Here is a 25484-nt window from a genome sequence, read left to right on the forward strand (position 1 = left end):
ACCTCCCCAGGAGAAGCGGGTATACGCACGGCCATGGAAAAGCGCCGCCCCGCCGTACTCTTCGACATCGACGGCACGTTGGTCGATTCGAACTATCTGCATGTCCACGCCTGGCAGCGCGCATTCCACGAAGCGGGTCTGCCGGTCCAGGCCTGGCGCATCCACCGCTCGATCGGCATGGATGGCTCCACTCTGGTCGACGAGCTGTCCGATAGCGCCGACGACGCCGTGCAGAAGCGGCTCAAGGACTTACACACCCGGTTCTACGACGCCAGCGCCGCACTGTTGACCACTCTGCCCGGCGCACGCGAGCTCCTGAATCGGGTGGCCGAGCGGGGCCTACAGGTGGTGCTGGCTACATCGGCGCCGGAAGACGAACTGTCCAAGCTGCGTTCGACCCTGGCCCGCGACGACTTGATCTCGGCCATCACCTCCGCGGGGGATGTCGACCAGGCCAAGCCCAGGCCTGACATCGTCAACGTCGCGCTGGAAAAGGCCGGTGTGACGGCACGCGAAGCGGTGTTCGTCGGCGACACCGTGTGGGACGTCGAGGCCAGTGCCCGCGCCGGGGTGCCGTGCATCGCCGTCCGGTCGGGTGGCGTATCGCGCGGAGAACTCGAAGAGGCTGGAGCCGCAGCCGTTTTCGACGATGCCCGCCAGCTGTGCGATCACCTCGATGATTCGCCGATCGCCGCACTCACATGACGATCGCTCCGGGTGAACTGGCTGCAGTGTACCGAGATCCACCCGACGGGGTGCGGGTCAACATGATCATGTCGCTGGACGGCGCCGCCACCTTTCGCGGTGTGGCCGGGCCGCTTTCGGATGCCAACGATCAGGATCTGCTGCTGGCCCTGCGTGGCTACTCCGATGTGGTGCTGGTCGGGGCCGGCACCGTACGCGCCGAGGGCTACGGACCGGTGCGGTTGACTGCCGAGCAGTCGGCCGACCGCAGGAAACGGTGGGGCACCGCGGCCGTGCCACCGATCGCCGTGGTGACCCATACCGGCCACGTCCCCCCGTCGCTGTTCGCGGATCCCGCCCAACGACCCATCCTGGTCACCACCGCGCGTCTGGCATACGAGCGCCCGCAGCTGCGCCGGCACGCCGAGCTCCTCCTCGCCGGGGACACCGCGGTCGATCTCGAGGCCGCGGTGCGCGCGCTGCAGGCCGACGGCATGCGCCGGATCCTGTGCGAAGGCGGCCCCACCCTGCTCGACGAGCTGGTGGCCAATGACCTCGTCGACGAGATGTGCCTGACCATCTCCCCGACGCTGGCCGCCACGGCGGCCACGCCCCGGCCGGGAGCACCCGCGCTGGCGGTTCCCATCCGGCTGAGGCTCGGTCATGCCGTGACCGTCGAGGATTACACCTACCTTCGGTACATCCGGCCCCGCGACACGGAGACCAGCAGCTGAGCGAGACAATCCGGGGCTCCACGAGCGTGCGCGCAGCGTGCGTGAAAGGCTGATGGCCACACAGCAGCACGTGTTCGAGGAGACCAACCCCTGAGACCAGCGCGAAACGCATTTGTCGTCCGCGTCACAAACCGCGCCTGGGTGATTGGGTACCGTCATTTGCGGGGTACCCGGCACACGCTATTGGCCGATCAAGGGAGTCCCATGTGACCATCGCCGCCAAACGCGAGGTATGGCCGGGCAAGGCCTACCCGCTGGGGGCCTCCTACGACGGCTATGGCACCAACTTCGGGGTTTTCTCCGAGGTGGCCGATCGGGTCGAGCTGTGCCTCTTCGACGAGGACGGGACCGAGACCCGGATCGTCCTGCCCGAGGTGGACGGCTTCGTCTGGCACGGTTACCTGCCCGGAATCGAACCCGGTCAGCGCTACGGCTACCGGGTCCATGGTCCGTACGACCCGGGGATGGGCCACCGATGCAACCCGAACAAGCTTCTGCTGGATCCCTACTCCAAGGCCATCGACGGCCGGTTCGACTGGAACCAGTCGTTGTTCGGCTACGACTTCGGCTACCCGGACAGCCGCAACGACGACGACTCCGCGGCGAGCATGCCCAAGTCCGTGGTGATCAACCCGTACTTCGACTGGGGAGTCGACCGGCCGCCGCAGCACGAGTACGCCGACACCGTGATCTACGAGGCGCACGTCAAAGGGCTGACGCAAACCCATCCGGACATTCCGGAAAATTCCCGTGGAACCTACTCGGCGATCGCCCACCCGGTGATCATCGATCACCTGAAAGAGCTGGGCGCCACCGCAATCGAGCTGATGCCGGTGCACCATTTCGCCAACGACTCCACCCTGATCGAGAAGGGCCTGTCGAACTACTGGGGCTACAACACCATCGGTTTCTTCGCCCCCGACAGCAAGTACTCCGCCAGCACGACTCCCGGCGGTCAGGTGCAGGAATTCAAGGCGATGGTGCGGGCACTGCACGAAGCGGGTATCGAAGTCATCCTCGATGTCGTCTACAACCACACCGCCGAAGGCAACCATCTGGGCCCGACGGTGTCGTTCCGCGGCATCGACAACGCCGCCTACTACCGGCTCGTCGACGACGACAAGCGCTACTACACGGACTACACCGGCACCGGTAACAGCCTGAACGTCGGGCATCCGCATTCCCTGCAGCTGATCATGGATTCGCTGCGGTACTGGGTGCTGGAGATGCACGTGGACGGTTTCCGCTTCGACCTGGCATCAACCCTGGCCCGGGAGTTCTACGACGTCGACCGGCTCAGCACGTTCTTCGAGCTCGTGCAGCAAGATCCCACGGTCAGCCAGGTCAAGCTCATCGCGGAGCCGTGGGACGTCGGGCCGGGCGGTTACCAGGTCGGCAACTTCCCGCCGCAGTGGACGGAGTGGAACGGCAAGTTCCGCGACACCGTGCGTGACTTCTGGCGCGGCGAAGATGCCAGCCTCGGGGAATTCGCTTCCCGGTTGACCGGCTCGGCCGACCTCTACGAGAGCACCGCCCGCCGACCGGTGGCCTCGATCAACTTCGTCACCGCGCACGACGGGTTCACCCTGCGGGACCTGGTGTCCTACAACGAGAAACACAACGACGCCAACGGCGAGGGCAACAACGACGGTGAGAGCAACAACAAGTCGTGGAATTGCGGCGTCGAGGGTCCCACCGACGATCCTGAGATCAACGCCCTACGAAGCCGCCAGCAGCGCAACCTGATCGCGACGACGATTCTGTCCCAGGGTGTGCCGATGATCTCGCACGGCGACGAGATCGGGCGCAGCCAGGGCGGCAACAACAACGGATACTGCCAGGACAACGAGATCACCTGGATCGACTGGGCCGGCGCCGACGCCGGACTGCTCGAATTCACCGCCACGGTGTCGGCGCTGCGCGCAGCGCATCCGGTTTTCCGCCGGCGGCGCTTCTTCAACGGCCGACCGGTGCGGCGCCGGGGCAGCAAAGGTGTGCCCGATATCTCGTGGTTCCGCCCCGACGGCTCGGAGATGAGCGACGAGGACTGGGATTCCGGTTTCGGCAAGTCGGTGGCGGTCTACCTGAACGGACACGGAATCCCGGGCCTGGACCCGCGCGGCCAGCGGGTCACCGACGATTCGTTCGTGATGTGCTTCAACGCCCACCACGAACCCATCGAGTTCACCCTGCCGCCGGTGGAGTTCGGCAAAGCGTGGTGGCCGGTGCTGGACACAGCCGCGGGAATCGGGGAAACCGAGGACGCGGCGGTGGTGAAGGCCGGTGCGCCGATGCCCGTCGAGCCTCGGGCGATGATGGTGCTGCGGGCCGTGTTGTAGGGAGCGCTCCCGGCGACAGGCCGACGTCTCGGGCCATGGCCGATCCCCTCCCCTCCCGGGGACCCGCCATGGCCCGCGCCACGCTTGCGCCGATTATCACAATCAGGAACGCGCGATACGCAGTTTTCGACATCTTGAATTCAAGTCTTTGAATCTCCCCAGCAAACGTTCAGCAAGACTTCATGACCAGGAGCCGCGGATCCCCACTCGACCTGGCGGTTTCGCGACGTTATCGCGGCGCCCGCCACATCGGCCACAGCGACGGCCCACCCTCGGGAAGCGCGATCTCCCCGCTGATCTCGAATCCAAACCGCTGGTAGTACCCGATATTGTCCGGATTGCTGGACTCCAGGTAGGCGGGCGCGTGCTCGGCATCGCACCGTTGGAGCCGGGACTGCATCAGTGCACGGCCGAACCCGGCACCCCGCACCGTCGGATCGCTGCCGATGACGGCCAGATACCAGTGTGGTTCCTCTGGGTGGCTGGCTTTCATCAGGTCGGTGAGCATTCGCCCGGCCGCCAGCCTGCCGCGGAACGCGCGGATCACGCCGGGCAGCATGGCGAGTTGTTCACGGGGTGACTGCTGCCATCGGCCGGGGGGATCCCACAGCGCGGCGCCCGTGATCCCGTCATCGGATACCGCGACCTCGGTGCCGCGACCGGCCAGGTAATGGTGGCGGGTCAGAGCTCCGAACAATCCCGGTAGCGCCGCCCGGCGGCGCTCGGCGTCAGGTTGGACCCAGGACATGACCGGGTCGTCCTGGAAGGCCCGGCCCAGCACCCGCGCGAGCGCGGGGATGTCGGCCTTGCGGGCTGGACGAACGTCGATGGCCATCCCTGCAGGTTAGCCACCCAGTGCGAGTTCGGCCTCACGCTGCGACCACTCGCACAGCCGGGCCGCCTGCTCGGGGTCCACCGCCCAGGCTGCGTAACCGCCCTCGGCGCCGTCCACGAACGGATCGGCGATGCGGCAGTCTTCGAGATATCGGCCGCCGAGCCCGTCGAGTTCGGGACTGGTGGCCGCCCACACTGTCGTCGCCGCGCCGTGCGCGACATCGGTCACGTCGAGGTTCGCCAGCGTCCCGCCGGTGGCGAAGTCGTCGCGGGTCATGTGCCGGGCCAGGTCGGTGTAGACCACGCCGGGATGCACGGCAAAGGAGTGCACACCGGAGGGGCCCCAGCGTCGCTCGGCCTCGACGGTGAACAAGACGTTGGCGGTCTTGCTCTGCCCGTAGGCCTGCCACTTGTCGTAGGCACTCTCGTCGTCGTAGTTGGGATCCTCCCAGCGGATACCACCGAGCTGGTGCCCGCGGCTACTGAGATTGACGATGCGGGTGCCCGGAACGAATAGGTCGAAGCGGTCCGCCATCTCTGTGGTCAGCACGAAATGACCAAGGTGGTTGGTGCCGAGCTGCATTTCGTAGCCCTGCGCGGTGCGCGACAGCGGCGGGGCCATCACCCCGGCGTTGTTGATCAACACGTCGATGCGGTCGTGGCGAGCGGCGATGGCGCCGGCCGCGGCCCGCGCCGAACGCAGGTCGCCGAGCTCGAGGGCGACGGTCTCGCAGTCGATGGCGGCACGGGTCTTGTCGATATCGCGTACGGCAGCCACGATCTGCGCCCCGGCCGACTGCAGGGCTCGGGCCGTCTGCAGGCCCAGGCCGGTCGAGGCGCCGGTGATCACCACGGTGCGGCCGGTCAGATCGATGCCGTCGAGAACCTCGGCGGTGGTCTTCGTGCTCCGTGCCGTCATGCAGGATCTCCCGTCTGGCTGGCCCGGGATCGCCACACCGGCGGCCGGTTCTCCCGCCAGGCGGCCGGCCCCTCGGCCGCGTCCGGACCGCCCATCAGTTTCAGGTGCACCGTAGTCTCCCGCGCCGCCACAGCGTCGGCGTTGTCCTCGGCCCACAACATTCGCTTGCTGTACGCCACCGAGGCGGGGTTGGCGTTGACGGCCACGTCGCGGGCCACCGCAAGCGCCGCGGGCAACACCTCACCGGCCGCCAGGGCACGGCTGGCGATCCCCAGCGCGACGGCCTCGCTGCCGGAGAAGGTCCGGCCGGTGAGCAGGACGTCGGCCGCCACGGCCAGACCGACGGCGTGTTTGAGCGTGTAGTGCACCGCGCAGTCGCCGACCATGCCCCGGCGCACCTGCGGGATGGCCAACTTGGCGTCCTGCGCGACCAGCCGGATGTCGCACTGCAACGCCAGGGTCAGCCCGATGCCGATGGCGGGCCCGTTGACGGCGGCGATCACCAGTTTGCGCACCCGCCAGGCCGGCGGCTGGACGGGCGAGGCGCTGAATCCGTCCCCAGGTGTGTCGAACGCCAGGGCCTGTGCCGTCATGTCGGCGCCGGCACAGAACGCCCGGCCCGCCCCGGTGACGACCACCGCCCGGACGGTGTCGTCGGCGTCGCAGCGGCGGTAGGCCTCCCCGAGCTGACGGGCGGTGTCTCCGGAGAACGCGTTGAGCCGCTCCGGGCCGTCTAGGGTGATCAGGGCGACGCCGGTCTCGTCGACGTCGACACGGACGGTGGTGCTCACGGTGGAAGCATAGGACTGCGGTCATTGATTAATGCAACTGCATCAGTTTATGCTCGCGGCCATGTGGGACTTCGAGACCGACCCCGAGTATCAGAAGAAGCTCGACTGGGTCGAGGAATTCATGCGCGAACGGCTCGAGCCGCTGGACTTCGCTCCCCTGGACCCGTACGAGAAGACCAACCCCGAAGTGTTGCGGGTGCTGCGGCCCCTGCAGCAGCAGGTCAGGGAGCAGGGGCTGTGGGCCGCCCACCTGGGACCGGAATTGGGCGGTCAGGGCTATGGGCAGGTCAAGCTGGCGCTGCTGAACGAGATCGTCGGTCGTTCCCGTTGGGCGCCTTCGGTTTTCGGATCGCAGGCACCGGACTCCGGCAATGCCGAGATCCTCGCCATGTTCGGGACCGAGGAGCAGAAGCGCCGCTACCTGCAGCCACTGCTCGACGGTGAGATCTCCTCGTGCTACTCGATGACCGAACCGCACGGCGGTTCGGATCCCGGCCTGTTCACCACTCATGCCGAGCGCGACGGCGACCAGTGGGTGATCAACGGCGAGAAGTGGTTCTCCTCGAACGCCCGCAACGCCGCGTTCTTCATCGTCATGGTAGTGACGAACCCCGAAGCCCGCACCCATCAGAAAATGTCGCTGTTCATCGTGCCCGCTGAAACCCCCGGCATCGAGATCATCCGCAACGTCGGCGTCGGCGGCGAGTCCGACGACCGCGCCGGACACGGGTACATCCGCTACAACGACGTACGGGTGCCGGCCGACCACGTGCTCGGCGGCGAGGGGCAGGCCTTCGCGATCGCCCAGACCCGGCTCGGCGGCGGCCGTGTCCATCATGCGATGCGCACGATCGCGTTGGCCCGCAAGGCTTTCGACATGATGTGCGAACGGGCGGTATCGCGCCAGACCCGGCGTGGGCCGCTGGGCGACTATCAGATGACCCAGGAGAAGATCGCCGACAGCTGGATCCAGATCGAGCAGTTCCGGCTGCTGGTCTTGCGCACCGCCTGGAAGATCGACAAATACCACGACTACCAGAAGGTGCGCCGGGACATCGCCGCGGTCAAGGTGGCGATGCCGCAGGTGCTGCATGACGTCGTCCAGCGGGCGATGCATCTGCATGGCGCACTGGGGGTTTCCGATGAGATGCCGTTCGTGAAGATGATGGTGGCCGCCGAGTCGCTGGCCATCGCCGACGGTCCCACCGAGGTGCACAAGCTGACCGTGGCGCGCCGCACGCTGCGGGAGTACGAGCCCGTCGACACCTTGTTCCCGTCCCAGCACATCCCGACCCGGCGTGCGGCCGCCCAGGCTCGGCTGGCCGAATTGATCGAACACGAGGTCGCCGAACTTTGATGGCACTCTGATGGCCGTTGACACGTCGGCCAACCTGGTGGCCACGGCGGAGCGGTTGTTCGCCGAACGTGGCGTCGACGCGGTCAGCCTGCGGGAGATCGCCCGAGAAGCCGGGGCCCGCAACGTGATGGCGGTGCAGTACCACTTCACCGATCGGGCCGGGGTAGTGGCCGCGATCGCCGGAAAGCACCTGCCGATGGTCGACGCCCGCCGCGACGGGTTACTGGATGCGGTCGAGTCGGAGGCGACGCCGTCGATGCGGGCGATGGCCTCCGCGCTGGTCCGCCCGTTAGCCGCCAAACTCGCCGACGCCGACGGCGGCCCGGCGTTCCTGCGCATCCACGCCGACCTGCTGAACCGACCGGTGCCCACCTTTGATCTCACCGGGCACTCGGCCAGCCTGCAGCGCTGGCGCCGGCTGCTCGAGCCGATGCTCGATCCGGTGGCCCTCACGCTGCATCCCCGGCTGGGAGCACTGGTGTACGCCGCGGTCGAACTGGGCCGCCGCGCGGCCACCGCCCCCCATGCCGACGACCGGCTGTTCGTCAGTCATCTGGTCGACACCGTTGCGGCGATGCTGGCCGCGCCCCTGTCGGAGGAAACTCGATCGCTGGCGCAGCAACGGCAGGCCCGCCGCGCGGGGCGTCAGGTTCGCAGGACGGCCAGACCCTCCTGAACCAGCGTGGCGGTCAGCACCTTGTCGGAGTCGTAGAGACTCAAGGTGACCAGACCCCGGCCGCGCGCGGCGGCCGGGGAGCGGGATTCCAGTAGATTCCACTCCCCCGCACGAATCGGCCGATGAAACCAGATCGACGAATCGGTGGTGGCGGTGCGGTGGCTGCGATCGGTCATCGAATGACCGTGCACGGCCAACACCGGATCGATGCCGTAGATATCGGTGACATAGGCCGCCGCACAGGTCGACAGCCACGGCTCGCCGCACAGCGGCACGGTGACCCGCCACCACAGCCGGCGGACGAATTCACCTGTGCTCCAGTCATCGTTGGTGCGAATGTCGATCTCGTCCAGCGGCAGCGACGGAGCGGGCCCGATCGGCCCGGTGGCGGGCAGATCGGCGGGAGCATGTGGCGCCGTTGTATGCGCGGCGTGCTCGGGGCCGGTCGCGGCAACCGAGAACGAAACCGTCGTGGTGGTCAACAATCGGCCATCCTGGCGGGCCAGCACCCGCCGCGAGGCAGCGGTCCGCCCGTCATAGACCGCCTCGACGAAGTAGTGGACCGGGACGCCCGCGTCACCACCGCGCAGGAACTGCACGTGCAGGCTGGTCGGGGTTTTGTCGGAGTCGACCGTGCGGCAGGCCGCCGCCAGGGCCTGGGCGGCGAGATGCCCGCCATAGGCCCGCTTGTCGGCCGGCCCGCTTGCCGCGCCGACGAAGCCACCGGACTCCTCGGGGGTGACGTCGAGCAACCCGGCCAGCACGCTCACGCCGGCTCGGTTCCTGTTGTGACGGTGCCGGATTCGATGAGGGTGGCGATTTCGTCGGCGCTCAGGCCCAGCTCGGCCAGCACGGCGGTGGTGTCGTCGCCGAGCGCGGGCGCTGGTTGGGCGGCGACGTGGGCTCCGTCGACCGACATCGGCAGCCCGGGCGCGAGGTAGCTGCCGATCCGGGGCTGCGCCAGCATCGTGAACAACGGGTTGGCCGTCACCCGCGGGTGCTCGGCGACCTCGGCGAAGTCCAGGTAGCGATCCCACAGCACCGAGCTCTGTGCCAGCGCGTCCGTCACCTCATCGGCGCTGTGGCTGGCGAACCAGGGTGCGAACAGACCCGTCAGCACACCCCGGTGCTGGTAGCGCTGACCCTCGTCGCTGAAATCGGCGCCCAGCGCTTCGGCAACGGCGGCAACGGCTTTGGTCGTACCCGTCAGCGCCGTGAGGTCGCGGAAGTGTCGGTTGGTCAGCGCCACCAGCATGAACGTCACCCCGTCGCTGCTGGTGTAGTCCTGGCCGTACTGGCCGTAGATCGCGTTGCCCAGTCGCGGCCGTTGCGTGCCGTTGACCATCGGCTCGGTGAGGAAGCCGAGGTTGGCCGCGGTAGCCAGCGCGACGTCGTCCAGTGGCAACCGGATGCGGCTGCCCTGCCCGGTGGTGTCGCGGCGGCGCAGCGCCACCAGGATCGCCAGCACCGCATAGAGACCGCAGCTGACATCCCAGGCGGGTAGCACGTGGTTGACCGGCCCGCCCTGGGTAGGCGAGCCGGTGACCAGCGGAAATCCGGTGGCCGCGTTGACCGTGTAGTCCACCCCGGTCGACCCGTCGCCGCGGCCGACCACTTCCAGGTGGATCAGATCGGGGCGCTGCGCGCTCAGCGTCTCATACGAATGCCATTGCCGGCCTGCGACGTTGGTGATCAGAATGCCGCTGTCGGCGATCAGCCGGGCAACCAGCCGCTGCCCGTCCGGCGAGCGCATATCGGCGCTCACCGACCGCTTGCTCTTGTTGAGCCCGGCCCAGTAGATGCTGTCCCCGGCCTCGGTGAGCGGCCAGCGCTGGTAGTCGGCCGCCCCACCGACCGGGTCGACCCGGATGACCTCGGCGCCCAGCTGCGCAAGTGTCATACCGGCGAGCGGCACGGCCACGAAGCTGGAGATCTCGACGATACGCACACCGGCCAGGGACAGGTCAGCAGAAGCGGTCACCCGACGAGTATGGCGGGTGACCTTTTCACCAGACGGCGACGGGCACACCCAGGCACAGCAGCATGAGGGCCAGCAGGAACCATCCGGCACCCTGCCAGATCGGCCAGACCCCTTCGGCACGCCAGACCCGGTAGGTCTGGACGAAGGCGCCGACCCCGCCGGCGAACAGGACGACCGGCACCAGAATGCCGGCGATCCGTGAGTGCCAGAGCAGGGTCGCCGCCAGCGCCAGGCCGGCCACCACCAGGACGGACACCACATACGTCACCGCCGCGCGAAACATCGCCGGATCGTGCCAGCGCTTCTCGACATCGTCGCGGTCCATTTGAACAAGCCTAGCGATTGGGTGAGCGCTCACGTTCGACGATCGGGCGAAATGTGCAACGTGAGCGCTCAACGAACGCTCTTGGGATACTCGACCCATGCGTCTGCTGCTGCTGGCCGACACACACATTCCGAAACGCGCCCGCGACCTGCCTGCCCAGGTGTGGCACGAAGTCAAGCGCTCCGATGTCGTCATCCACGCCGGCGACTGGGTCTCCGACGGGCTGCTCGACGACCTGGCGGCGCAGGCGAAACGCCTGGTCGGCTGCTGGGGCAACAACGACGGTCCGGAACTGCGGGCCCGCCTGCCCGAGTGCGCCGAGGTGACGCTGGACGGCCTGCGCTTCACCATCGTCCACGAGACCGGCGCGGCCTCCGGCCGGGAAGCGCGGATGGCGCAGCGTTATCCGGGCACCGACGTGCTGGTGTTCGGGCACAGCCACATCCCCTGGGACACCACCACCCGGACCGGCCTGCGCCTGCTGAACCCCGGCTCACCGACGGACCGGCGCCGCCAGCCGTTCTGTACCTACATGACCGCCGTGACCAGGCCCGGCCTGCTCGCCGACGTCCGGCAGCATCGGGTGGAGAAGACTTAGCTCTGAAACAGAGCTAATCTGGCTGGGTGGACGTCCGCACCGATCTCGTCGCCCAGCTGTTCAGCACCGTCGGCCGCTTCCGTCGCACCGTCCGCAGGGCCGCCGGCGGCTCCTTCGTCACCTCCGGGCTGACCGAGTCCCAGGCCGAGCTGCTGCGACTGGTCGGCCGGCAGCCGGGTATCTCGGTCAGCGCGGCCGCCGCCGAGCTGGGGCTCGCCGCCAACACCGCATCCACGCTGGTGTCCAAACTGTCGGCCGGCGGGCTGCTGGTGCGTACCCCCGATCCCGCTGACCGCCGGGTGGGCCGACTCGAGCTCACCGCACCCGCCCAGCAGCTGGCCGACGAAACCCGGGCGGCACGGCGTGCGGCTCTCTCGCAGGTACTCGACGAACTCGACGACGACGACGCCGAAGCCCTGGCCACCGGGATGCGGGTGCTCGCCGAGATCACCGCCAAGCTGCAGGAGAAGCGACCATGACCGCACCGGCGATCGACTGCCAGAACCTGACCCACCGCTACGGCGATTTCACCGCCGTCGACGATCTGACGCTGCAGGTCCACACCGGCGAAACCCTCGGGCTGCTGGGCCCCAACGGTGCGGGCAAGACCACCGTCGTGCGGCTGTTGACAACGCTGGCCCCGATCCAACATGGACAGGTACGCATCTTCGGGCTCGACGCGCACCGCGACACCATGGACATCAGATACAACCTCGGCTATGTGCCACAACAACTTTCGATCGAACCCGCCCTCACCGGCCGACAGAACGTGGAGTGGTTCGCCCGGCTCTACGGCGTGCCCCGGTCGGCTCGCCGGCAGCGGGTGAGCCATGCACTGGAAGCGATGCAGCTGCTCGACGTCGCCGACCGGCTCGCCGGCACCTACTCCGGCGGCATGATCCGGCGCCTGGAGCTGGCCCAGGCGCTGGTCAATCGGCCATCGCTGCTGATTCTCGACGAGCCCACCGTGGGCCTGGATCCCCTTGCCCGCGACAGTGTCTGGTCGCAGGTGCACAGCATGCAGCAGCAGTTCGGTATGACGGTGCTGCTCACCACGCACTACATGGAGGAAGCCGACGCGCTGTGCGACCGGGTCGCGCTGATGCACCACGGCCGGTTACGGGCGATCGGGACCCCGGCCGAGCTCAAGGCGAGGGTCGGTCCCGACGCCAGCCTCGAGGACGTCTTCCGGCACTACGCCGGATCCGGACTCGAGGACACCGCCGATCACAGCGACCTCGGCGCGATCCGGGCCGGCCGAAAGGCGGCGCGCAATGCCGGTTGAGTCCGCGACCGCACCCCGGCTGCAAAAAGCGCCGCGGGGCTGGCGGCGGGTACCCAGCCTGGCCGGCCGGATGGCGACCTTCGGCTGGGTCGAGTTGCAGAAGCTGCGCCACGACCGCACCGAGCTGCTCACCCGGACGGTTCAACCCGCCCTGTGGCTGCTGATCTTCGGCACCACGTTCAACCGGTTGCACGTGATCGACACCGGCTCGGTGCCCTACCTGGAGTTTCTGGCACCGGGCATCATCGCCCAGTCGGCGCTTTTCATCTCCATCTTCTACGGCATCCAGATCATCTGGGACCGCGACGCCGGCATCCTGGCCAAGCTGATGGTGACCCCCGCCCCCGCCTCGGCGCTGGTGACCGGCAAAGCGTTCGCCGCCGGAGTCCGTTCGGTGGCGCAGGTGATCGGCGTGCTGGCATTGGCCTACCTGATGAGCATCCACATGACCCACAACCCGCTGAAGATCCTGGCCGCGATGGGTGTGGTGATGCTGGGGTCGGCGTTCTTCGCGTGCTTGTCGATGACGCTGGCCGGCCTGGTGCGCAACCGGGACCGGCTGATGGGCATCGGGCAGGCGATCACGATGCCGCTGTTCTTCGCGTCCAACGCGCTCTACCCGGTATCGGTGATGCCGGAGTGGCTGCGCTGGCTGTCCCGGGTCAATCCGCTGAGCTACGAAGTGGATTCGCTGCGGCTGTTGCTGGTGGGCGTTCCATCGGCGCACCCCTGGCTGGACCTGGGCGTGCTGGCGCTGGCGGCCGTGGTCGGCATTGCCGCCGCGTCGGCGCTGCTGCGCAGGCTGGTGCGCTGATTCTCGCCGACAGTAACGCCACGGCGTTGAATCCCCGGTCAGGCCGCCATGACGTTACTCTCGGGCAGCCCCGTCAAACCGGAACACGACGAATCCGCCTGCCAGCGCTTCGTCGAGGCGACGGCCGACCCGTCCGCGCGAGTCAGCCCTGCAGCCGGCGACTGAGCCCGCTCGCGCGCATCGCCCGCCGCGCCACCGCGGAGCGCAGCTGATCGGCCGAGCCCACCACCCGCACCTTGGTCCTGGCCCGGGTCACCGCGGTGTAGAACAACTCACGCGACAAAAGCCTCGAATCCGTCGGCGGCAGAAGCACAGTGACCTCGGCAACCTGGCTGCCCTGACTCTTGTGGATGGTCATCGCGTGCATGGTCTCGATGTCGGCCAGCCGGCTGGTCGGATAATGCGCCGGACCGTCGGAGGTGGCCATCACCGCCCGCAGTGCGCCGTCCCGCAGGACCGTGACGCCGACGTCGCCGTTGTAGAGGCGCAGGCCGTAGTCGTTCGCGGTCACCAGCACCGGTCGCCCGGCGTACCACGAGGCCCAATGTGGCGCATCGGTTTCCTCGGCCAGCCAGCGCTCGACCTGGCGGTTCCAGTGGGCGACCCCGTACGGCCCGCGGCGGTGCGCGCACAACAGCCGGTGCTCCTCCAGCGTGGCCAACGCGGCGGTCGCGTCACCGAGCACGGCGGCCTCCCGCAGGCGAAGGGCGTGCGGCACAAGAATCGTGCGCAGGGCCTCGGCCGGATCCTCGGAGTCCACCCACTCGATGTGATCGCCACCGGCGTGGAGGATGTCGACCGCACGATTGGCGTCCCCGACCCGGATCGCCAGCGCCAGCGCGCCGATCGATGCTCCGAACCGGTGCGGGGTGATCAGCTTGGCCACCGGGGTGTCGGCTCGTGAGCTCAGCCCGTCCACCAGGTCGGCCAGCACCGCGCCGGCCTCCACCGACGCCAGCTGGTCGGGGTCGCCAACCAACAGCAGCCGCGCCTCGCTGCGTACCGCCTCGACCAATCGGGCCATCATCGTGAGCGACACCATCGACGTCTCGTCGACCACGATCACATCGTGCGGCAGGCGGTTCGCGCGGTGGTGCCGGAACCTCGCCGACGTCGTGGGCAGGGGCCCCAGCAGCCGATGCAGGGTGGTGGCGCGCAATCCCCCCAGCCGGGTGCGGTCGGCGGGATCGAGCTTGTCGACTTCGGCTTGCACAGCCTCCTGTAATCGGGCGGCCGCTTTGCCGGTCGGTGCGGCCAACGCGATCCGCGGGCGTGGCCTGCCCGCCAGCTCAGCCTGCTGGGCCAGCAAGGCCAGCAGCCGGGCCACCGTGGTGGTTTTGCCGGTGCCCGGACCTCCGGTCAGCACCGTCAATCCCTGCGATAGCGCCACTTCGGCGGCGCGACGTTGTTCGTCGTATCCCGCCGGGAAAAGGTGTGTGGTGTCGGGCAATCGGTGCGGCGGGCGGGCGGCGGCCAACGCCAGAACATCGGAGGCGACCTGGCGCTCCTCCAGCCAGTACCGGTCGAAGTAGAGCAGGTCTGCGTCCAGGTGCAGCACCGCGGGCGAGTTGAGCAACGGGCTGGCCGCCACCGCAGCCAGCCACTCCCCCGGCACCGGCCACGGCAGGTCGTCGATCCCGGCCTGCGCCTGCACCGCGGCCAACTCAACACAGACCGAACCGCCTCGCACGGCGCGCGTCACGAACGCGATCGCCAGGGCAACCCGCTCGTCGGGCTCATTCCCCAACACGGTAAGCCGCTGGGCGACGAGAACATCGGCGGATTCGATGACCCCCGCCTCGTTGAAGACACGCAGCAGCCCGGTGGCTTCGGCGCTGCGTCGCCAGTCCGCGGCGTCAGTCACGTCGATCGTCATCGCGCCACCTCCGGGCCGTCCAGCAGATCCGACACCGCTGACACCAGCGCGGCCGGCGGACGCCAGCTGAACACACCCGTGGGATGACCGTCAGCCATCGGGGTGCTCGGGCCGCACATACCACGCACGAAGAGATACAGCACCCCGCCAAGATGCCGGTCGGGGTCGTAGCCGCGTTGACGCCACCGCAGGAACCGATGCAGCACAACGCTATACAGCAGCGCCTGAAGGGGATAGTCCGAATGCAGCATCGCCTCGGCCATCCTGGCGCGGTCGTAGTCGCCGGCAGACAGGGGTCGGTCGCCGTCACCGAGCCAATTCGTCTTGTAGTCGACCACCAGGTAGCGGTGGCCTGGGCCGTCGGGTATCCGCAGGACCACGTCGACCGAACCGGACAGATATCCGCGCAACAACTGACCGGCCAGTGCGCCACCGGTGAGCCGGTCGGCGTACGGCGCCAGCGGATCATCGGGCGGAAGGTGCGTGTGCAGCAGCCGCCCGACGTCGGCGAGCCGGATCCGCGAGCTGTCGGTCGGCTGGTCACCGCCGGCCAGGGGGAATTCGAAGTCCATCTCGCACAGCCGGTCCCGCTGCCCGATGTGCCGCAAGGTGAGCCCGCCGGCCATCGGGCCCAGCGATGTGTCGTGCATAGGCACCAGCGCGGCGGCCAGCTCGGCAGCGGGAACATCGACCGGCCACCACACCGAGTGGCGTTCGATCTGGGTCTGCAGTTCCCCGGCGAGATCGCCGGCCAGTGGGTCGGCGGTCTCCAGGACCGCGTGCACCAGGCTGCCGAACTTCGCGCCGGTCGGCAGATCCGCCATCGGCGACGGCAGGTCCACCCCGGCCGGGGGCGTGCTCACCGCGATCTCGGCGACCTCGTCGTCGAGCTGGACGATCTCGGGCTCGCTACCGACACCGGTCGCCTCTGCGGCGCGGATCAGCCCCGAATAGGACGTCCGGCGCCATGCGGTGTCAATAGTGCGGTGGAAGTGCCTGACACCCACTCTTGCTCCTGGCTCAGGACTGGCCGGCTCGGGAGTCGGGGCGATGATCGACTCTTCGAGCACCGGCCCGCCCGCGCGCTCCCATACCCGCAGCAGCGCCACGGCGTCGGCATCCTCGATGCGTTCGGGATCGCAGCGGTCCGGCACGCCCGGCTGTCCCGGACGGCGGCCCCGCAGCAGCCGCGACAGTCCGCCGTTGGGCTCATCCCACGACGGCGCCCACCACGCAACCACCTGCGACTGGGCTCTGGTCATCGCTACATACGTCAGTCGGGTCTCCTCGCCCGCGGCTTCTCGCCTGCCCAGCCGTTGCGCGGTCGCCAGTTCGGTGCTCTCGTCGCCGCCGACATGTAGACAACGCCGGTCGTCGAGGTGGAACCGGACCAGATCCTCGTTGCGCACATAGCGATTGAAGGTGAAGGGCAGATAGACGATCGGGAACTGCAGGCCCTTGCTGACCCAGACCGTCATGATCTGCACGGCCGCCGCATCGCTGTCCAGTCGGCGGTTGCGTTCCCGCGCGCCGCTTCGCTCGTCACGTTGAGTGCGCAGCCAGTCCCGTAATGCGGTGAGGCTCAGATGCTCCCGATGCGTCACGTCGTGCAGAAGCTGGGTGACGTGTGCCAGGTCGGTCATGTTGCGTTCGCCACCGGCCCACGACAACACTCGCCTACCCATGCCCGCCAGCTGAGCGGCCTCGAAGACCGCCGCCACGCCCGCCTCGCGGGCGTGGTCGGCCCACTGCCGCAGGGTGTCGCCGATCTGCTCGGTCAACGCGTCTCCGCCTTCGGCGAGATCTTCGGCCGTCTTCTGAAAGAACATCGTGGTCGCTGCCGCGCGTACCAGCCCGGGCCGGTGCAGCTGGTCGAACGCCTCGAGCAGGGTTAGCCAGTCGTCGGCGGCCCGGGACTTGAGCACGTCGGTGTCACCGGTATAGACGACCGGTACCCCCGCCGCGGCCAGCGCGTCGAAGCAGGCGCGCGCATCGGCATGACTTTCGGTGATGACGGCGATCTGATGGGCCTGTAGGGGCTCTCCATCGAAGGTTGCCGCACTCGCCAGCAACCCCGCGATGTCGGCTGCCATGTCCGTGGCGATGTGCGGACGCAGGGAGTCCATCCGGATCGTGCGGGTTCCGCGCTGTCCGAACACTTCTCGGCTGACCACCCGCATCCGAAACGCGTCGTTGTGCGGTGCGCCCGACAGCCGGTGGCCGTGGTGGCGAGCGTTGACCGGCAGGACTTTGATGTCCGGGTCGCCGAGTTCGGCCCCGCCGAGCACAACCTGCAGGCGCTCCACCAATGCCGCGTCACTGCGCCAGTTGACTCCGAGGGTGCGACGCTGCCCCGCGGACTTGGCGGCATTCAGGTAGGTGAAGATGTCACCGCCGCGAAACGCGTAGATCGCCTGCTTGGGATCGCCGATCAGAATCAGCGTGGACTTGCCGCTGAAAGCTCGCTCGATGACCTGCCATTGCACCGGGTCGGTGTCCTGGAACTCATCGACCATCACCACCGACCACCGCTGGCGCATGCGCTTGGCGGCGGGCGAATCGGATGTTTCCAGGGCATCGGCCAACCGGCTGAGCAGATCGTCGTAGCTGAGGATGCCACTGCGGCGCTTGCGTCGTTCCAGCTCCGCCAGAACGTCATTGGCGAAGGAGACACGTATCGCCGGCGGCGAGCCCGGCGGAGGATCCAGCGGACGCAACTCGGTGCGCGGGTTGGCGACGACTTCACGTGCCAGCTTGAGGGCCTCTGTGCGGGTGATCGGCGGCCGTTCGCGGTCCTGACCGAAATGCCGCAGGTACAGGTCGTCGACGATCTCGCCGACCAGGTCGTCCAGGTTCTCTGCCAGTTTCATGTTGGTGTCGTTATCACCCGCGACGCCAAGGGATTTCAGCACGAGGTGACAGAACTGATGGGTGGTGGCGATCGTCGCCGCGTCGAAGCCGGCCAGTGCGTCGCGCAGCCGCTCCCGACGCTCGGCCGTTTCCGCCGGGTCGCCGGAGATCAGCGCGACCAGGACGTCGTTGCCCCGGGCCAGACTGGGGTCGTCGAACGCGCGCAAGGCGTCCTGCAACGCGTGGCGCACTCGTTCCCGCAATTCCTGGGTGGCGGCGCGGCCAAAGGTGATCAGCAGCATCTGGTCAAGACTGGCCCGGCCTTCGGCGATGTAGCGGGTCACCAAGGCGGCAAGGGTGAAGGTCTTGCCGGTTCCGGCGCTGGCCTCCAGCACCGTTGTCGAGTACCCGGCGGGGAGGGGCTCCAGCAGGTCGAATTCGTGCATCAGGCGCCGTCTTCCGCCCGTAGCAGCGGTGCCCACAGGCGCGCCGCGTACGCGCCCAACCGCGTCGTCTCGCCGTCGGCCTCCTCACCCGGGCGCACCGGCGTCAGCAGCGGATCCAGGCCCGGATCACGGCCCCAAACCCGTTCGATCGCGGGGTCGTCACGCTCGTAGCGCCACTTCGACCACGCTTCGCCGCGCGGATCCTGACCACTGATCCGCGCCACCGCCCACGCATGAGATGTCTTGATGGGCAGTGGAATCGGCTCTCGGCGGCCAGCGTCGTAAATTGCCACCAGCTCGCGCAGGACGACGACCGGATCCTCCTGCGGCGTCCCCAGCATACGTTCGATAACCCCGGTCCGGCGCCGCTGCCGGCCGATGCACACCGCCGACCACCGTCCGGGCGCCGCTGCCGTCAAGGCCAGCATCGGGATCCAGGCGCGCAACAGATGCTGGGCATCGAGCTTGGAGAACGTCACCTCGAGCAGTCGCGTGCCGAACACCTCGGGCACGGTTCCGGTGAGACGACGGCCCCCACCGAGGTCGATGTCGACGTCGTAGGCCTGCGGAGCCCCGCTTCGGTGGGCCAGTGCGGCCCTGGCTAATTCGACGGCCTGGTCTCGCAGTTCGCCGGCCGTCCGCCAGCCGAGACGGCCCGGCGGGAGTGAACCCCGGCGCCATTCCGCCTGGCCGGCCCGCTCGGGATCCATACCCGCCAGCATGTCGGTGAGCAGCCGCTGGCCCACCGTCCATTGCTGCAGGTTGTCGATCTCGACCGGCATCGCATCCTCGACACCGTCGACCTCCCACGGCAACGTCACGTCGAGTGCGGTGAAGAAACCCTTCACCGGATTGGCGAAGAATTTCAGCAGATCGGTGAGCGTCACATCGTCGGGCGCGGGGGCCGCCAGTGGCCGGGCCAGCAAGTCGGGCTGTTCGGGCCGCTGGCCGCGGACGATCGACGCTGCGGCGAGCACACTGTTGTCGAACGTGAACGGCTCGCCGGGCACCCCGAGGGCGCCGGGCGTCACGTTGCGAATGTCGAAGGGCTGCAACGGATGGCGGACAAGGATGCGCTCACGGACCGGTTCGCCGGTGGTCCGGTCGAGTGCGTCGAGTAGCTCGGCCAGCGGAACGGCGGGCGGACGGGGATGCCCGGAGTACTCGTTGGCGCCGGTGTAGGTGATGACGAGTTTGTCGCTCGCCGCGCAGATCGCGTCCAGCAGCAGCTGACGATCTTCGGAACGGACGTCGCGCTCACCGGTCATCGGATCTCGGGCCAGCGCGTCATCACCGTCGACCACGCCGATTCTCGGGAACACGGTGTCGTCCAGCCCGACCAGACACACCACCCGGTGTGGCACCGAGCGCATCGGGACCATGGTGCATACCGTCAGCGTTCCGGTGCGGAAGTTCGCCCGCGTCGGCCGGCCGGACAGGTGGCGGTCCAGCAGGGCGGTGATATCCGGCAAGCGCATACCGGTGCCGGCATGCGGCCCGGCGGTTGTCAGCACGTCACCGAATTCACGCTGCAACTGGCTGATCTGCCAGCCCTCGTCACCGGTGGTCAGTGTCAGCACGGCCACGCCGTCCTGTAGTGCGGCCAGCCAATCCGCCAACGGTCGGACACCCCGCAGCGACTCGACGGCGTGTTGCAGCCGTGCGACATATTCTGCGAGCCGGCCCGCCAACTCCACGCTGTTGCTGCCGACGTCGTCGAGTGGCAGCGTGACGCCGAGCCAGTCCTTCGAATCGTCGGACATGGCGACCCCGGCCAGCACCCTGTCGAGCCCGAAGCGCCAGGTGTTCTGGATGAAGGGGATTCCGAATGGGGCGCGGTGCTCCTGGTCGAAGCCCCACCGGATGTTGGCCTGCTGTACCCAGCGGGTGATCGTCTCCAGATCGTCGTCGGTGAAGGCGAAACGCGCCCGCACAGGGTGTAGGTGAGCGAAGTCCAGCACCTCGGTGGCGGTGACCCTGCTGCCGGCCAGGGTCAGGAGTTTGGCGGCAACGACCAGCAGCGGGTTGGTTTGGATCAGCGCGCGGTCGGCCAGCCGTACCCGCAGCTGGTGGGCGGGATGTGCGCCGTGCACGATGTCGCCGAGGCCGAAGTCCGCGACGATCAGCGGCGCGTAGGTCTCGATGTCCGGGCACATCACCAGGATGTCGCGGGGCTCCAGCGTCGCGTCGTCGGCCAGGAGGCCGAGCAGCACCTCCCGCAGCACGTCAACCTGGCGGGCGGGCCCGTGACAGCTGTGCACCTGCACCGAGCGGTCCTCGGGCGCAACCGAACGACCCTGCGGCCGTATGGCATTGGCGGAGATATCGGATTGGAGGAATCCCAGCAGCGTGTCTGGGGCCCGCTCGGAGGCAAGGAATTCGTCGGTGGCCGCGGCGGGCAGGCTTCGTTGCAGTTCGCGCACATCGCGTCCCAGCGTGGCCAGAAGCGGGTGGGCAGCGAGTCGATGGCTGGTGTCCTCGCTGCGGGCGACCGCACCATGTAGGCCGGCCAGCGCCGACCACAACTCGGCGCTGGGATGCGGCAGCCACAGATGCACATCATGGTGTTCGGCCAGCGCGTCGATGAGCTCGACGTCGGTGCTCGGCAATCGGGTGTGCCCGAACAGCGATAGTCGGGCCGGCAGATCGGTTCCCGATGTTCGCAGCAGCGCAACGGTTTTCGCATGCCGAATTGACGGTGGTTCGGCGCCCACCCTCTCGACCAGGGCGCGCCACAGCGGTGGCTGCCAGCGCAGGTCGGTATCCAGGCCGCTGGGGTCATCGCCAAGCCAGTCGACGAGCAGTTGCGGGCGCTGCCGGGCGTAGGAGGCGAACAGTCCGGCCAGCCGGCGTGCGACCGCGTAGCGCCTGCCTTGACGTAACTCCTTTTCCTCTCCCGACTCGAAGTGGCCGAGGTGGGTGGCCAGTGTGCGGCACCACGGCTCGTCGAGACTGGCGTCGACGACCTCGAGCAGCGGCCAGGTCATCGCGTCGGCCGACCACGGGTCGGCCTCGGCGGTTCCGGCGATCTCGCCGATCAGCGACGCCGGCGACCGGAATGACACACCCGCGCAGACCCCGCCACCCGAGTCGGTGCCTCCGAGGATGTGTGAGAGCCGCTGACTGAGCCAGCGTTCGACCCCGCGTGCTGGCACCACGACGAGTTCTTCGGCGAACGGGTCGGACTGCGGGGTGGCCAGCAGCGTGCCGAGCCCGTCAGCGAGCAGGTCGGTCCGCTCGGCGCGGTGCAGGTGCAAAGCCATCGGCATAACCGTAGACCGGCGGCAGCCACCCTCAGATGCCGACGCGGCGCGCTTGTGGACATTCGGCCCTGGGCCCAGAACGATGAATGCGGTTCGATCGGTGGATGGACGACAGCTCGTGTCCGGCAGGTGCCCCGACCGTCGATCGGGCCAGCGCTGCCGACCTGGCTTTTCTGGCAATGGATTCCGGTCCGATCGCCGAGCAGACAGGGGTCATCCTGCGACTCGCTGACGCCGCCGAAGTCGACCTTTCAGAGGTCAGGCGACTCATCGGCGAGCGGATCGCAGCCGTGCCGCGACTACGCCAACGGCTGACCGCCGTTCCACTGGGCTGCGGCCGTCCGATCTGGCTCGACGACGCCGGATTCGATATCGCCAACCATGTCCGTGCGATTCGGTGCCGAGAACCCGGTGACGAACGTGCACTCTTGGATACCGCCGCGGACCTGATCACCTCGCCGCTTCCCCGACATGTCCCACTGTGGTCAGCGGTGCTGGTCACCGAGCTGGCGGGCGGCGAGACGGCGTTGGTTGTCGTGCTGCACCACGCCTTGGCAGACGGCGTCGGAGGTCTCGGCCTGCTGGCCCACCTCGTCGACCGCACCCCGGACTCGGACTCGGCGGACGTCGCGTTCCCGCTACCACGACCCGCCATTCGGTCACTGGCGGCCGACGCCATCCGCGACAAGTGGCGTGCTGTTCGCCGGTGCGGCGAAACGGTGCGCTGGCTGCGAAGTTCGGTGACGGCAGCCGGGGGCCTTCGGCCTTCACCGGCCGCTCGATGCGCACTATTGCAGCCGACCGGAAACCGCGTTCGGTTGGACGTCGTCTCGGTAGACCACGTCGTGCTGCGTGCAGCCGCGCACCGACACGGTGCCACTGTCAACGACGCGCTGCTGGTCGCGATATCGGCCGCGCTCCGGACGACCCTGCTGGACAGGGGCGAATCGTTGGGCAGCTTCGTGGTGGCAGTACCCGTGTCGATCCGTGCCGCGGATTCGCCGGCGTTCGGCAACATGGTGACACCGGCTCTCGTCACAGTTCCCGCGGTCGGTGACATCGCCGATCGGCTACATCGCGTCAGTCGCGCCACGAGCTCACTCGAGGTCACCGCTCCGCCGCTGATCGCGCTGCTGGGACCAATCTTTCGGCGGTTCGCCGCATGGGGCGGATATCGGTGGTACATGCGCCGTCAACGACGGTTGCACAGCCTCGTCAGCTATCTTCGCGGTCCGGCCGACCAAGCGCGGTTCAGTGGTCACCCGATCACAGCCGCCATCCCGGTGGCCGTCGGGGCGATGGGCAACGTGACCATCTTCTTCGAAGCGCTGTCGTATGCAGGCACGCTGACCATCACAGCCATCACCGACCCCGACCACTTTCCCGCTCCGGAGCGCTTGGCCGCTGCGCTGCGGGACGAGCTGCAACTGGTGATGTCCTCGGCCCGGTGACGTCGGATTGCAGCGAAAACCGGACTACTCAACAGGATCGCCCGCGATGGGCGTCGGGATAGTGCGGCGGCAGCTGGGCAACCCTGGCCGGGCCTCGCAGCACCGCCGCGACGTGCATCGCGACATGGCTGATCACTGCGGCCAACGGATTGCCCGAGATCACGAATCCGAGTGTCATCGCGGTGTTCCCGACGACGGGACCCAACAGCCCGCCGTGGCGGTATTCGGGATAGCCCAGATGATAGGCGACCGTAACCACCAGGCTTGCGCACAACGCGAGGACTGCGACCGCGCCCTTGCCGATCCATGAGGTGGTCCAACCTGCGGTGCCGACGGCTTGCCAGGTCGCCAAGACGGGCAGCACCGAGAGCAGTAGCGCATCGACCGTTCCGTAAACCACCCCGGACCAGAACACGTCCAAAGCCAATGGCACGCCCCGCCGCCTCGGTGAAACCGGTTGCGAAAGAACGTTGCCGACGGTGAATCCCGCAAGCAACACGCCAACACCCACGCCCCACATCCAGTTGTGCGCAAGTAGCTCGCGCGGTTCCAGGCGGTTCCACCGCACGAAGACGATGAGAAACAGGCTCGTGGAAATGATGTACGGGACGAGATAGGCGCTACGCCGAAGGCGCAGCACACCGACGAAGAGGGCTGGGACCGAAAACCCGACCATCGCCGCTGCAGCTATCCACGCGGCGAGGACATACGAAGTCCGATCCACATTGCCTCCCTCCGCCCCTACCGTAGTCCGACTGCAGGTGACTCGGGTTGCGACCGCGGGGACCTACGACCCTGTTCTCACACCGCGCCCCGGTCACACACTCGTTGACATCGCCGACGAAGGGATGCCGGGTATGACGCGGGCCAGGCCACCGGCCGAGTATGTCGAAATCGCTGACGGCGTATGGGGGCTCACCGTCGGTCAGGGCATGTTGTCGTCGAACGTCTACTTCATCCGAGATGATTCCCGGTGGGCCGTGGTCGACGCCGGCTGGCCCGGCCAGCAGGACACCATCGCCGCGGCGGCAGATGATCTGTTCGGACCGGATGCTCGGCCCGCCGCGATCCTGCTGACCCACCTGCACGCCGATCACGCCGGATCGACCCGCGAGCTGGCGCGGCGCTGGAACGTGCCGGTGTTGGTGCATCCCGACGAGCTGCCGATGGCTCCGGGCAAGTACCTCCCTCGGTACTCGAATCCCTTGGACCGGTGGCTGATCGGCCCACTTGTGCGTCTGCTGCCCGCCCGGCTTTACGCCAGGGTCGACGTCGGCGATCTCAGCGCGGTGGTCGAATCTCTCGATCCCGCTGCAGCCCCGGCCGGTCTGGCGCAGTGGGCGGTGGTGCCGACGCCCGGACACACCCCTGGCCATGTGGCCTATCACCGCCCATCCGACGGTGTCGTGCTCACCGGTGACGCCGTGCTGACCATCGCGGTGAATTCGATCACCGGAATGATGCGGCACCGGGCCGAGCTGAACGGGCCGCCGCGGTACACGACCTGGAACTCGACGCTGGCGGCGCGGTCGATCGACCGGCTGGCGGCGCTGGAACCGACAGTGATCGCTCCGGGTCACGGGCGCCCGTGGACCGTCGACACCGCCGCCGCGTTGCGGGCATTCGCGCAACGGATCGGCACCCCACCCACCCGGCGGTTCGCGGGCCTGATCGGGCCGGTCGACTACACCGCACCGGTGCGATACCGACCGGGCCCGGTGTTGTACCGGAAGCTGCAGCCGGTGGGCTGGCTACTCACGGCGTTGGGGCTGAGTCCGCGCTATGCGGTCGTGCTCGAGGTACCCGGCCGGCAGACCGGGGTCATCCACCGGACCAATCTGGTGCGCGTCTCCCGCGACGGTGCCGACTATCTGGTCTCGCTCGCCGGCGAGTCCGAGTGGGTCCGCAACGTACGCGCCGCGAACGGGCAGGTGGTGGTTGGCGGGCGGATCCGACGGGCCGCCACGCTGGCGGAAGTCCCCGACGCGGACCGGCCGGAGATCATCCGGGCCTACCTGTCCAGAGCCGGCCGCACGGGCCGATCGTGGGGTTCCCACGCCGAAGCTCGGCACTACTTCGGGGTAGCCGCCGAGCCGGGACCGGACGAACTCCGCCGGGCTGCTCGGCGATATCCGGTCTTCGAAATCCACTACCGCGGTCAACATCGCGAACCCTGACGGCGGTCGCGCTCGACCACGTCGGCGATTGTCGAACCCGTAGACACCCTCGTCCGCATTGTCCAACAGCTGGACAGCAACTCC

The 25484-nt window shown here is 68.2% G+C and carries 21 protein-coding genes; 11 read left to right on the forward strand and 10 right to left on the reverse strand.

Features of this window, described 5'->3' with window-relative positions:
* Window positions 1-33 precede the first annotated feature (33 nt).
* From ORI27_RS02385 to glgX, 3 genes are all read left to right on the forward strand, one after another.
* Window positions 34-705 (forward strand): HAD family hydrolase, encoded by a 672-nt coding sequence (locus ORI27_RS02385; RefSeq protein WP_265994911.1) that lies wholly within the window; start codon window positions 34-36, stop codon window positions 703-705.
* Window positions 702-1418, forward strand: a complete 717-nt coding sequence (locus ORI27_RS02390) for a pyrimidine reductase family protein (protein ID WP_265994912.1) — start codon at window positions 702-704, stop codon at window positions 1416-1418. The genes ORI27_RS02385 and ORI27_RS02390 overlap by 4 nt, the downstream gene beginning before the upstream one ends.
* Before the next feature lie 206 nt (window positions 1419-1624).
* Window positions 1625-3757 (forward strand): glycogen debranching protein GlgX, encoded by a 2133-nt coding sequence (glgX, locus tag ORI27_RS02395; protein ID WP_265994913.1) that lies wholly within the window; start codon window positions 1625-1627, stop codon window positions 3755-3757.
* Window positions 3758-3986: 229 nt separating this feature from the next.
* Here the strand turns inward: glgX and ORI27_RS02400 are convergent, their stop codons facing one another.
* Genes ORI27_RS02400 through ORI27_RS02410 form a run of 3 tightly spaced genes read right to left on the reverse strand, consistent with a single transcriptional unit; the run spans window position 3987 to window position 6301 of the window.
* Window positions 3987-4592, reverse strand: a complete 606-nt coding sequence (locus ORI27_RS02400) for a GNAT family N-acetyltransferase (RefSeq protein WP_265994914.1) — start codon at window positions 4590-4592, stop codon at window positions 3987-3989.
* A 9-nt stretch (window positions 4593-4601) separates the two neighbouring features.
* Window positions 4602-5510, reverse strand: coding sequence for an SDR family NAD(P)-dependent oxidoreductase (locus ORI27_RS02405; protein ID WP_265994915.1), 909 nt, complete (start codon window positions 5508-5510; stop codon window positions 4602-4604).
* Complete coding sequence (locus ORI27_RS02410; RefSeq protein WP_265994916.1) at window positions 5507-6301, reverse strand: enoyl-CoA hydratase-related protein; 795 nt, start codon at window positions 6299-6301, stop codon at window positions 5507-5509. The genes ORI27_RS02405 and ORI27_RS02410 overlap by 4 nt, the downstream gene beginning before the upstream one ends.
* A 61-nt stretch (window positions 6302-6362) precedes the next feature.
* Between ORI27_RS02410 and ORI27_RS02415 the strand changes: the two genes are divergently transcribed.
* Window positions 6363-7658 (forward strand): acyl-CoA dehydrogenase family protein, encoded by a 1296-nt coding sequence (locus tag ORI27_RS02415; protein ID WP_265994917.1) that lies wholly within the window; start codon window positions 6363-6365, stop codon window positions 7656-7658.
* A gap of 10 nt (window positions 7659-7668) precedes the next feature.
* Window positions 7669-8334, forward strand: coding sequence for a helix-turn-helix domain-containing protein (locus ORI27_RS02420; protein ID WP_265994918.1), 666 nt, complete (start codon window positions 7669-7671; stop codon window positions 8332-8334).
* Here the strand turns inward: ORI27_RS02420 and ORI27_RS02425 are convergent.
* Genes ORI27_RS02425 through ORI27_RS02435 form a run of 3 tightly spaced genes read right to left on the reverse strand, consistent with a single transcriptional unit; the run spans window position 8304 to window position 10640 of the window.
* Complete coding sequence (locus tag ORI27_RS02425; protein ID WP_265994919.1) at window positions 8304-9104, reverse strand: acyl-CoA thioesterase; 801 nt, start codon at window positions 9102-9104, stop codon at window positions 8304-8306. The two genes, ORI27_RS02420 and ORI27_RS02425, sit on opposite strands and share 31 nt — an antisense overlap.
* Window positions 9101-10315: a CoA transferase gene (locus ORI27_RS02430; RefSeq protein ID WP_265994920.1), complete on the reverse strand. Its 1215-nt coding sequence runs from the start codon at window positions 10313-10315 to the stop codon at window positions 9101-9103. The genes ORI27_RS02425 and ORI27_RS02430 overlap by 4 nt, the downstream gene beginning before the upstream one ends.
* 25 nt (window positions 10316-10340) lie before the next feature.
* Window positions 10341-10640 (reverse strand): hypothetical protein, encoded by a 300-nt coding sequence (locus ORI27_RS02435; RefSeq protein ID WP_265994921.1) that lies wholly within the window; start codon window positions 10638-10640, stop codon window positions 10341-10343.
* A 97-nt stretch (window positions 10641-10737) separates the two neighbouring features.
* Here ORI27_RS02435 and ORI27_RS02440 point away from each other — a divergent pair, with 97 nt between their 5' ends.
* From ORI27_RS02440 to ORI27_RS02455, 4 genes are read left to right on the forward strand one after another with little or no spacing between them, the layout of a single operon-like run.
* Window positions 10738-11238, forward strand: coding sequence for a metallophosphoesterase family protein (locus ORI27_RS02440; protein ID WP_265994922.1), 501 nt, complete (start codon window positions 10738-10740; stop codon window positions 11236-11238).
* A gap of 26 nt (window positions 11239-11264) precedes the next feature.
* Window positions 11265-11717: a MarR family winged helix-turn-helix transcriptional regulator gene (locus ORI27_RS02445; RefSeq protein ID WP_265994923.1), complete on the forward strand. Its 453-nt coding sequence runs from the start codon at window positions 11265-11267 to the stop codon at window positions 11715-11717.
* Window positions 11714-12523, forward strand: coding sequence for an ATP-binding cassette domain-containing protein (locus ORI27_RS02450; RefSeq protein WP_265994924.1), 810 nt, complete (start codon window positions 11714-11716; stop codon window positions 12521-12523). Before ORI27_RS02445 ends, ORI27_RS02450 begins: the two co-directional genes overlap by 4 nt.
* The gene (locus tag ORI27_RS02455; protein ID WP_265994925.1) at window positions 12513-13337 is read left to right on the forward strand and encodes an ABC transporter permease; all 825 of its coding nucleotides are present in this window, start codon (window positions 12513-12515) and stop codon (window positions 13335-13337) included. The genes ORI27_RS02450 and ORI27_RS02455 overlap by 11 nt, the downstream gene beginning before the upstream one ends.
* A 142-nt stretch (window positions 13338-13479) precedes the next feature.
* On the opposite strand, the gene recD is transcribed toward ORI27_RS02455, so the two are convergent.
* The 3 genes from recD to recC are packed head-to-tail and all read right to left on the reverse strand — an operon-like array spanning window position 13480 to window position 21772.
* Window positions 13480-15213 carry an exodeoxyribonuclease V subunit alpha gene (recD, locus tag ORI27_RS02460; protein WP_265994926.1) on the reverse strand — a complete coding sequence of 578 codons (1734 nt, stop codon included), beginning with the start codon at window positions 15211-15213 and terminating at the stop codon, window positions 13480-13482.
* A complete protein-coding gene (recB, locus tag ORI27_RS02465) occupies window positions 15210-18509 on the reverse strand; it encodes an exodeoxyribonuclease V subunit beta (protein WP_265994927.1) in 3300 nt (1099 codons plus the stop codon). The genes recD and recB overlap by 4 nt, the downstream gene beginning before the upstream one ends.
* On the reverse strand, window positions 18509-21772 hold the full coding sequence (recC, locus tag ORI27_RS02470) for an exodeoxyribonuclease V subunit gamma (protein ID WP_265994928.1): 3264 nt from the start codon (window positions 21770-21772) through the stop codon (window positions 18509-18511). Before recC ends, recB begins: the two co-directional genes overlap by 1 nt.
* Window positions 21773-21876: 104 nt before the next feature.
* Here recC and ORI27_RS02475 point away from each other — a divergent pair, with 104 nt between their 5' ends.
* Complete coding sequence (locus ORI27_RS02475; protein WP_265994929.1) at window positions 21877-23223, forward strand: wax ester/triacylglycerol synthase domain-containing protein; 1347 nt, start codon at window positions 21877-21879, stop codon at window positions 23221-23223.
* 28 nt (window positions 23224-23251) lie between these two features.
* Here the strand turns inward: ORI27_RS02475 and ORI27_RS02480 are convergent, their stop codons facing one another.
* Window positions 23252-23947, reverse strand: a complete 696-nt coding sequence (locus ORI27_RS02480) for a hypothetical protein (protein ID WP_265994930.1) — start codon at window positions 23945-23947, stop codon at window positions 23252-23254.
* A gap of 133 nt (window positions 23948-24080) precedes the next feature.
* Here ORI27_RS02480 and ORI27_RS02485 point away from each other — a divergent pair, with 133 nt between their 5' ends.
* The gene (locus ORI27_RS02485) at window positions 24081-25400 is read left to right on the forward strand and encodes a nitroreductase/quinone reductase family protein (RefSeq protein ID WP_265994931.1); all 1320 of its coding nucleotides are present in this window, start codon (window positions 24081-24083) and stop codon (window positions 25398-25400) included.
* Window positions 25401-25484: the final 84 nt, after the last annotated feature.

Origin of the sequence: Mycobacterium pinniadriaticum (assembly GCF_026242045.1) — a bacterium.
GTDB classification, from domain to species: Bacteria; Actinomycetota; Actinomycetes; order Mycobacteriales; family Mycobacteriaceae; genus Mycobacterium; species Mycobacterium pinniadriaticum.